The organism is Moorena sp. SIO2C4 (assembly GCF_010672485.1).
Lineage (GTDB): Bacteria > Cyanobacteriota > Cyanobacteriia > Cyanobacteriales > Coleofasciculaceae > Moorena > Moorena producens.
Genome location: NZ_JAAHGN010000210.1, coordinates 1 through 8,709, shown reverse-complemented (window position 1 = coordinate 8,709; position 8,709 = coordinate 1). Strand labels below are relative to the sequence as shown.

General features: G+C 42.2%; 10 protein-coding genes and 1 pseudogene. 7 read left to right on the top strand and 4 right to left on the bottom strand.

Annotated features, from left to right (window positions below):
• From recF to F6K20_RS13515, 3 genes are all read left to right on the top strand, one after another.
• A partial coding sequence (recF, locus tag F6K20_RS13525) for a DNA replication/repair protein RecF (protein ID WP_287294978.1) occupies positions 1-803 on the top strand: 803 nt, incomplete at its 5' end.
• A 256-nt stretch (positions 804-1,059) separates the two neighbouring features.
• Positions 1,060-1,449 carry a DUF262 domain-containing protein gene (locus F6K20_RS13520; protein WP_008180291.1) on the top strand — a complete coding sequence of 130 codons (390 nt, stop codon included), beginning with the start codon at positions 1,060-1,062 and terminating at the stop codon, positions 1,447-1,449.
• A gap of 87 nt (positions 1,450-1,536) precedes the next feature.
• The gene (locus F6K20_RS13515; RefSeq protein WP_008180290.1) at positions 1,537-1,731 is read left to right on the top strand and encodes a hypothetical protein; all 195 of its coding nucleotides are present in this window, start codon (positions 1,537-1,539) and stop codon (positions 1,729-1,731) included.
• Positions 1,732-2,077: 346 nt separating this feature from the next.
• Here F6K20_RS13515 and F6K20_RS13510 read toward each other — a convergent pair whose 3' ends face one another.
• The gene (locus tag F6K20_RS13510) at positions 2,078-2,917 is read right to left on the bottom strand and encodes an SDR family oxidoreductase (protein ID WP_008180287.1); all 840 of its coding nucleotides are present in this window, start codon (positions 2,915-2,917) and stop codon (positions 2,078-2,080) included.
• 611 nt (positions 2,918-3,528) lie between these two features.
• Here F6K20_RS13510 and F6K20_RS13505 point away from each other — a divergent pair.
• Both F6K20_RS13505 and F6K20_RS13500 read left to right on the top strand, forming a co-directional pair.
• Positions 3,529-3,777 carry a hypothetical protein gene (locus F6K20_RS13505; RefSeq protein ID WP_137985643.1) on the top strand — a complete coding sequence of 83 codons (249 nt, stop codon included), beginning with the start codon at positions 3,529-3,531 and terminating at the stop codon, positions 3,775-3,777.
• Positions 3,778-3,957: 180 nt separating this feature from the next.
• On the top strand, positions 3,958-4,512 hold the full coding sequence (locus tag F6K20_RS13500) for a metal-independent carbonic anhydrase family protein (RefSeq protein WP_008180285.1): 555 nt from the start codon (positions 3,958-3,960) through the stop codon (positions 4,510-4,512).
• 633 nt (positions 4,513-5,145) lie between these two features.
• Here the strand turns inward: F6K20_RS13500 and F6K20_RS13495 are convergent.
• From F6K20_RS13495 to F6K20_RS13485, 3 genes are all read right to left on the bottom strand, one after another.
• The gene (locus tag F6K20_RS13495; RefSeq protein WP_008180280.1) at positions 5,146-6,003 is read right to left on the bottom strand and encodes a hypothetical protein; all 858 of its coding nucleotides are present in this window, start codon (positions 6,001-6,003) and stop codon (positions 5,146-5,148) included.
• 97 nt (positions 6,004-6,100) lie between these two features.
• The gene (locus tag F6K20_RS13490; RefSeq protein WP_008180278.1) at positions 6,101-6,250 is read right to left on the bottom strand and encodes a hypothetical protein; all 150 of its coding nucleotides are present in this window, start codon (positions 6,248-6,250) and stop codon (positions 6,101-6,103) included.
• A 352-nt stretch (positions 6,251-6,602) separates the two neighbouring features.
• Positions 6,603-6,869 carry a transposase gene (locus F6K20_RS13485; protein WP_071986806.1) on the bottom strand — a complete coding sequence of 89 codons (267 nt, stop codon included), beginning with the start codon at positions 6,867-6,869 and terminating at the stop codon, positions 6,603-6,605.
• 8 nt (positions 6,870-6,877) lie between these two features.
• Here F6K20_RS13485 and F6K20_RS40645 point away from each other — a divergent pair.
• Together F6K20_RS40645 and F6K20_RS13470 are read left to right on the top strand one after the other, a co-directional pair.
• Positions 6,878-7,459, top strand: a pseudogene (locus tag F6K20_RS40645) (hypothetical protein).
• 240 nt (positions 7,460-7,699) lie between these two features.
• Positions 7,700-8,272 (top strand): transposase, encoded by a 573-nt coding sequence (locus tag F6K20_RS13470; protein WP_287294976.1) that lies wholly within the window; start codon positions 7,700-7,702, stop codon positions 8,270-8,272.
• Positions 8,273-8,709: the final 437 nt, after the last annotated feature.

The following is an 8,709-nucleotide window of genomic DNA, read 5'->3' as shown; positions in this document are numbered from 1 at the left end:
TTTCTAGCTTAGATTTGGAACTAGTGCGAGGAGCACCAGAACGGCGTCGCGCCTGGCTCGATTCGATTCTGACTCAGCTCGAACCAATTTATGCTTACATTTTGCAGCAATATAACCAAGTATTGCGACAGCGCAATGCTTTGCTGAAAAAAATCCGTAAACTTCAACAAGAAGGGGAAGTTGATGCATCGGTATCCAAGCAATACAATGCCGAGCTAGGGTTGTGGGATGCCCAACTGGCTACCGCTGGCTCACGAGTCACCCGCCGTCGAGAGAGAATGCTAAAACGATTAGCTCCTTTAGCCCAAGCATGGCACGCTAGTATTAGTGGCAAGACAGAGGTATTGGATATTACCTATGCCCCTAATGTCAGTCTTTCCAAAGATGACCCAGATCTAGTCAAGCAGGCTTTTTTGGAGAAAATCCAACAGTACTCCCTTCCTGAATTTCATCAAGGGAGAACCCTAGTTGGTCCTCACCGGGATGAAGTACAGTTTACCATTAATCAGACCCCAGCCAAGTCCTATGGTTCTCAGGGTCAACAGCGAACGTTGGTATTAGCGCTCAAGTTAGCAGAATTGAAGCTGATTGAAGAGGTGGTAGGAGAAGCACCTCTGTTGCTACTCGATGATGTATTAGCTGAATTAGACTTGAATCGGCAAAATTTGCTGTTGGATGCTATTCAGGATCGGTTTCAGACTTTAATTACCACTACTCACTTGGGAGCCTTTGATTCCCAATGGCTGAATTCGTCTCAGATTCTTTCAGTACAAGCAGGACAGATTAAAAGGTTGGAAGCTTGATGGTTGATGGTTGATGGTTGATCGGGTAAAATGCTTTTTACACCTTGTTGTTAAAACAAAATTTTTTGGTAATACTAAGGTTGTATCTTCTGATCACAATCAGAGAGATAGCGGTTATCATACCTATGAGGTACACAGGATTTTTTTCCTGTTACCTGTTTCCTAAAATTCTGAACTTGTTTGTGTAAATCACCCAATTAAAAACTGCTATATCCCTACTAATGTTGTTTTTTAGTTAAAATCAAGATCATAACTCATGGAACTTCATGCACATACTAGAACAATTAATGATATTTTTGCCGCTAACAAAAAGTATATTGTTCCTAGATTTCAGAGAGAATATTCTTGGTCAACAGACGAAGTTAATGAGTTGTGGGAAGATATAATCTCGAATATTGAGATTATAGACAATCATGAGTTTCACCATGAAGAACATTTTATAGGTGCTCTTGTTTTAGTTGGGGAGGACAAATCACAAGAATTAAAGATTGTTGATGGTCAACAACGAATCACTACTTTAACGATTTTTATTTCTGCACTATGCGAGCGTTTTATGGAAATCGAAAAAAAAATTTTATCTGAAGCAATATATCACAATTTTATTGCTGGCAAAGATAGTGATGGTCAGCCTTATTTGAAACTTTAAAATGAAAGTACTAAGCCGTTTTTTCAAACCTGCATTCAAGATATTAACAAAGTATAGCAAGGGAAGTATAGTTTAGGACATAGTCTTTTGGTTGAAAGGGAGCAGGGAGCAGGGAGCAGGGAGCAGGGAGCAGAAGATGTCTTAAGCTTTACTTCGACTGCTATAAAAGATCAACCCAAGACAGAAGCAGAAAAAACCCTTTTCAAAAATTATAATCAGCTGTACTATAACCTATCTCTAAAAAATTTAGCCGAAGTATTTAAAGAAAAGATTTTAAAATAAATTACAATTCAAACTATGAACGGCTTTTGAAAGAAATCAGAAAGCAAGTTTTGCTCTATCTTAAGGTGATTGTGATTACAGTAAAGGAGGAAGATCAAGCTTGCAACTTTTTTACTTAAATGGTCGTATTTTTGCAAAAGTGAGATGCACTCCAATCAACGGAGATTGATTGTATTCAAAAAATTGATTCCACCCAACAAGGTTTAATGGGGCGCGGGAATTAATAACGAAACTTTTCCAAAATTATAAATACAGTATTCTGGTAATTTATGGGTTAATTTCGGTAAGGTTTATTCATAAAAAGCTAGTCACCTTCTAGATTATAGTTCACATTATTAGGCATTGCTTAAATCAAGGTTTGAGCATGAATCAACTCATAACCAGCAACTTTCAACTTCCGATTATGTACACGGGCGTTATTGGTTCGGAAGCTAGGTTGTGAGGAATCCCATAACACTTTGGGAAGATGGTAGCGATCGCATATTTGATCAGTCAGCTCCCGCGTCGTGAGTTTGAGGTCGTTAACTAGGTTGTAGATACCTTGACAGCGGTTTTGTCTGGCGAACTCTACTGCCTGAACAATGTCGTCTCGATGAATCCAATTGATAAAGTTATCGCCACTGCCAGGAAGCGTCGTGCCAGCCAGTCGCTCAAACCGCTTGCTTAACTCACGACCGGGACCATAAATCCCCCCAAGGCGCAGAATACAGACGTTGCAATTTTCACTGCTTGCCCCTAATAAAATATGTTCCGTCAAAGACAAAACCCGACCATGTTCGTTCGCTGGAACGATAGGAGAATTTTCATCTACCCATGCTCCCTGTTGGTTACCGTAGACGGCGCAACTACTTAGGTAAATTACCTGCTTCACGGTGGGATGATCTGCTAAAGCTGCTACCAAATTGCTAGCGGTGGGGATGTAAGTGGCTTCGTAGAGGTTGGCATCAACTTGCCTATTACTGATCGGGGCAATACTCAGGAGAATAGTGTCTTGATCAATAAGTGCCGACTGCATCCCTTGGGTATCATCCCCTTTCATCACCACTACCTGTGAGGCAACTTCCTTCAGCTTTGCTACCCGTTCTTGGGTAGTAGTGGTAGCTGTCACCTGGTGACCCGGCTGGTGATGCCAGAAATTTGCTAGAGCTGTGCCAACATAACCGCAACCAATAATGGTAATATTCATAAGGTATAATCCTTAGGGACATCCGTAACAATTTCAATAAAGCGAGTCTGAAACCCTCACGAAATAGATCCGTTGGAGGCATCAGAAGACGTCAGTCGTGAGTATTGAGTAGTAAGTATAGTGAGTATAGATTGAGTGATCAGTAGTGAGAATTACTCAATACCGAACAACTCAGTAGATGCTTTGCTCTTGCTGGATAGATTGTTGTCTATAGGCAGGGAAGGTTGAATATTTCAGCTGAGGTAGTCAAGCTGAAACTGTTCCCCGCTCTGATTTCAGGACTGATATCCTGACTCTAGGTTTGGACGGTAAACGTTTTGCCTATGCTTGACTTCAACAGTTGAGCTGTTGGTTCCGGATTTAGTAACCTCATATCAATCTGTCTAGGACTTTCTAATAGAATTCCCAGATTTTATTATCACGTAACAGTTTTGGCTGAATCCTGAACAGCCTATGATTTCCCGATAGATGTTGCTCCTGATCTAGATCACATGTACACAACCTGTTCTATTATATCAATTTTAGCCTAAATGTAAATATTTGTAAATGTAATGTAAAATACATAGGTTGCTGTGCTATAATTTCGTCAACTAACAGCGATTAGCCAAGGGTTGCACACCATCAGCCCAAAATCCTCAACGTTTCAAGTCGAGGAGAGTTCAAATCAGCGACTTACCCCAATTATTTGGGATTATGTCAGAAAAATGGTGGTAGAGTATTTGTGGTATTGCTACGGGGTTGAAATCGGTTCAACAGCTGAATCTCGATTGAGCGACTTGATCGCGAAATCTGTAACGTCGGCATATGCGCTACGCGCACGCTGCTTGAGGTGCCGTCAGCTTTTGGCTCACGCTACTTGAGGTGCCGTCAGCCGTTGGCCGTAGACCAAGCTAAGGGAACAGCCGTGAGCTAAAGCTCACGCTGCGCGAACAGCTTATTTTATTCAAAAGCACCGATTGCGCTACGCCCACGCTGCTCTTTTGGCAACTTTTGTCCTTTACTGAGATTTACGCCTAGTCTTATAAAATAAAAAGATCACCATGAAACCATATTTCTCTGCACTTTTAATGCTATCCACAGTAACCACAATAGCTGGTTGCACGAACCTTGGAGGTACGCCAAGAGCACAGGCTGCGCCATGCGAAAATCCTGTCACAAAAAACGATGTTCTAGCTGCACAGGAAAGCTGGGGCCAAGCCATTGTCGCCATTGGCAAGGCAGAAAACCCACAAGCAGAAGCACAAAGTACTCTTGACAGGCTTTATGCTTATGATCTTGGTACGGTTTTGTTCAAACCAACACTGGCCAGCGATGATCCGTTCAGAGGCACGGAGAAAGAGGCTTTGTCTTATTTTGTCCGCGGCAGCATCAGCGAAGATAAAGGTTTTGCTCTTGCGCCCTATAACAATGTGCGCTTTGAGAATGAAGGAATTATTACCCACTGCGATACAGCCATGTCGATGGGTGAGTATTTTTTCACCAAAACAGACGGTAGCGAGATCAAGGTAGAATACTCTTTTGGTTATGTTCGCGATGAAAACGGTGATCTGAAAATCAATCTGCACCATTCATCTCTGCCGTATCAAGCAAAATAAGGGCGATTGACCGTAGGTCACGCTACGCGAACGCAGGTCTGACAAAAGTTGAGCTAGGTCTGGCGCTAGACTGTCCACCCATTGCTGTTGCTGGCTCGACTCTTTTGGCGGTTGAATCTCTTCTGGTGGTTGGGTCATTTCGGGTGCTGCTTCTATCTGTGATGCTTCAGATAATGCGCTCGGCTGTACAGGGGACTGAGTTGCTTCTGGCTTGGGCGTTTCGGGTACTGCTTCGGCATGATTGGGATTTGGGGATGCGATTCGGCAAAGCCGACCCTACGGGAACGCATCTGTTTTTATCCCCACTGGTTATAGCGGTTCTGATAGTCATGAGGTATACAGGATTTTTTTCCACTTCCGACTTCCCTACTCCGAAGCTCCCTTTTTTGAAATTGGAGCCATTTTGGCGACACAAACAGAGCAAACAGTATTGTAATTAAAGTATTGCTTAGTCTGTTTTTGTCCAAACACAAGTTACTAGACACACAAGCTCTAGACACACAAGCTCTAGACACAAGTTACTAGCTCTCAGTCTGCGTTCAAGACAATACCTTGCTCCCCTACCTCTCACCTCGGTAGGGGATTTATTTTAACTTTAACTGATCCCATAAGGCTGAATGCTTACTTTGATTTCTATTGCTTCTTTGGTGAACCTGCAGTTAAAAAGGTAATAAACGCCAGTAAAGCTAATACAGAACCTGGTTCTGGTACAGAAGTCTTAGGAGTCGCTTCGCCAAAAATCTGCACATTAATATCCGAAGACTTATCCCAGCCGTTACCATTGCTATCGACGATATCAACGAAGTTACCTGAGGCATCAAACTGCAAGTAACGATTGTCAGCGCCATCCTGGGGCGAACCACTCAATGCTGCGTTGGAAGCATGGTTATACGAGGGATAGAAAAGATCGAAATCAGGGATCTGACGACCAACACCCCGCACCCCGAATTTATAGGTTGTACCGCCTTCGATAGTCCAGTTGAGATTGTTGAAATCCACTTGCCAAATATTGACGAAATCACCAAAGTTATCGTATATCGAGCCAGCAGCATCTAGGTACGGGACTTGGGTAATGGTAATATCTGGGTTGCTGGTCACGTTACTGTTAGGGTCTAAGGTTGCAGTGGCGAAGGGAGAAATATCCTCCTCAGCGGCAAAACCTGTCAACAGAGTCAAGCTCTCAAACCAATCCCCCAAGTTGTCTGGGTCACCAATATTCATACCAGGTACCATCCAAGTGCGGATGGTATCGATAACAAAAGTGTCTCCTACATTGCCGATAGTGAAATCATCACCAAAGAAGCCCTGGTTCTGGGCATCTGTAGCCCAACGGACATTACTGCGGTTTGCTCCAGAAATATTATTGAGATTTTCTGTAGGTAGTCCCCGGTCAAACAACATTTCAGCCTGTGCGTTGGAAGTGTAACCTAGCATGACAGCAGAAGCAGTGGCAAAAACTGCTCCAACTTTGGCGAGAGTTGAGGTAAACATAGAATTAATAGCTTGAGTATAGGGTTGACGATGTAGATTGTTAGCAATATCAAATAGTCAAAATCCACAAAAAATAACAATAAAAAGTGGAAAAACATTAATTATTTTGTTTTAGTTTTAATGGCTTTTTTTTAGTTTTATATATGCCTTTTATCTTTTGCTTTTTTCCTTCGAAAATGTTATTATAGGGGTTAACATTGGGATGAACTACACCCAAATTTCTTCCCCTTCCTTCTTCTGTTGCCACTCTCACCTATGAGCCTGCTCCAGATTTAGCTGACGGTGGCGGGAACCGATAGATTACAAAGGATTCAGGCCGATGCTTTGATAGTCTAAAACAAGACTGACATAAAATTACGACATCAAAATCCTTCTTTCCTTGGCCAGTTTCTGATGTCGTAATTTGAGAACTTATATAGACATGGTGGCAAAGCAATGTTTACAATCGGGTTTGCCTAATGTATGATATTTCGAAGAATTACAGAGCATGGTTGATTGTGATTCGCCATTAACCATGCTCCTGAGATTTTGAACAAAATTTGTGACGCATTCCCCCACTTCGTTCAAGTGGGGGTCAAGGAACAACTTATTATTAATGGTTAAATGGTTATCTCCCTAATTTTCCTGCTTATTAATACATCAGGTGCCAAATCTATCAGTAAGTGGATCTGGTCATTTTTAACTAAGTCACCTTTCGCTTCTTTAAGTAGGCAGCGGTGTTTCTGACATATTCCATGGATGAGATCGATTATGTCTAACTCTACATCACCAGATCTCACCGGATAACGAGACTTCGTGACAAACACTATATGTATCTCAATCGAGCCAACGCTATGGGAAAAAGACCTTAGACGGCTTGAAACCACAAGAACACATGTTCTATCATGTAGCCATGATAGCAAAGAAGTCACAGAAAATTCTTCGCACCGATAAGTGGAGTCTTAACCCAAGTGCCCCTCAGCAATTAATGTTTGCTGAGACAATCTCTGTTTATCAACGTGCCTGTAAGTTTTTGACTTCAATACTATTTACCCATTGGGAGACAATCGGTTCCAAAGATACAAAAGAAGCCGTTACAGCCGTAGAACGGCTAATGCACCAAACCAATAAAAACCCTAACCCTAAGTATAAAATATTTAATCGAGTATTTTAGAAATTGCCGTCTTATTATCGTCGTGCTGCTATCGCTTTTTCCTTGGGGCAAGTTAGCAGCTTTGTAACGAGATATAGAGACTGGCAATGTGGACAGTCACGGAAGAGACGGGATGCTAAGCCACCATTAATGACGATTGGAGCTAACTGTTATCCAGCACTTGGTCAAGGTCAATGTTATCGGTTAGATTCCCTCGAACAAATTCAAATCAAAGTATTAAACGGGAAAAATTGGGTATGGACAACGGTTGGGATCGTTTCAACTAGGAATCGACATACTATCCCAGCTAACAAACAGCTGTAACCGTCGCTGATTCAACGAAATGGTAAAGCGTGGTTATCCGTTCCGTTTGATTGCAAACCTAATCATAAAAAAGAAGTTAATCGTGTAGTAGGAGTAGATAGAGGAATTAATAAAACTGCTGTTATTTCAGTCGTTGAGTCCGATGGCACTGTAATTTATCGTGAATTTATTCACCCAGTCAGAGACATAGACCGTCGTGATAAAAAGCTGAAATCAGTCTCAAAAAAAGCGTCTAAAACGATGGGTAAAGGCGGAAGGTTACACAAAGGTTTTTGCCGGAATACTTATCGGAAATGTCGCCACATTAACCGTCAAATAGCCCAGATAGTCTCTAAGGGGATTGTTGAGATCAGCATTGAGTATAATGTTTCGGTTATCGCTTTTGAATATCTAAAAAACTGGAAGCCCAAAGGTGGTAAGAATAAATCTAATCTTAAACAGCGTTTCCACGGTTGGTTAAAGTCTATAATTCGAGAATTAACGGAAATGAAATGGATCGAATCTGGCGGGAAGATTTGTGATGTAGTTGCCCGAGGAACATCTAGCAACGCTTATGACGGTAGTGGAACAGTTTGGCGTGATCGGAAAAATTACGCTCTAGCTACGTTCAGTAACGGTAAACGATACAACGCTGATTTAAGCGCTAGTTACAACATTGCAGCTAGAGCTATTCAAGAACTCACTCGCAGAAATGACAGTGAGAACCGTAGTAGCAAAAGTTCTACTCGGTTGCCTAGAAGTCGGGCAGTCTTATGTGATCTATGGGTAACCTCAAACGATAGCATAGGACACCCCCACCTCAAGCAAAGCTAGGTGGGGGAGGCTTCATTAGGATCAAACTGCTCACTTCTATTGCGGCAAATGAAGATGAAGCTTAAGCCAATTATAGCGCTGCGTGCAGGGAATAGGAAATAGGGAGCAGGGAACAGGGAAAGGAGAACAGAAGGATAACGATCAACATATAACATACATACTGTGTCTGCGTAAGTCCTGGATCAGATACTCTTAGTCTGTGATTTGACTACCGTGTGCCTGAAGCCCGATATACTGTAATTGTTGCTGCACTTTCTGGCTGCTTTGAAAGACCTCGAAAAAATTCTAGACCGGCTTTTAATCGTTGATAATCCTTTCCCAGTTTTTCCGTCATTTGCCTGAGAGTTGGCTCTAGACAAGAGTAAACATACTCTAAAAACCTGGGGGGGCGACAAGCGCCCCCAGGTCACCTACACACAGATCAATATTGTCGAAAC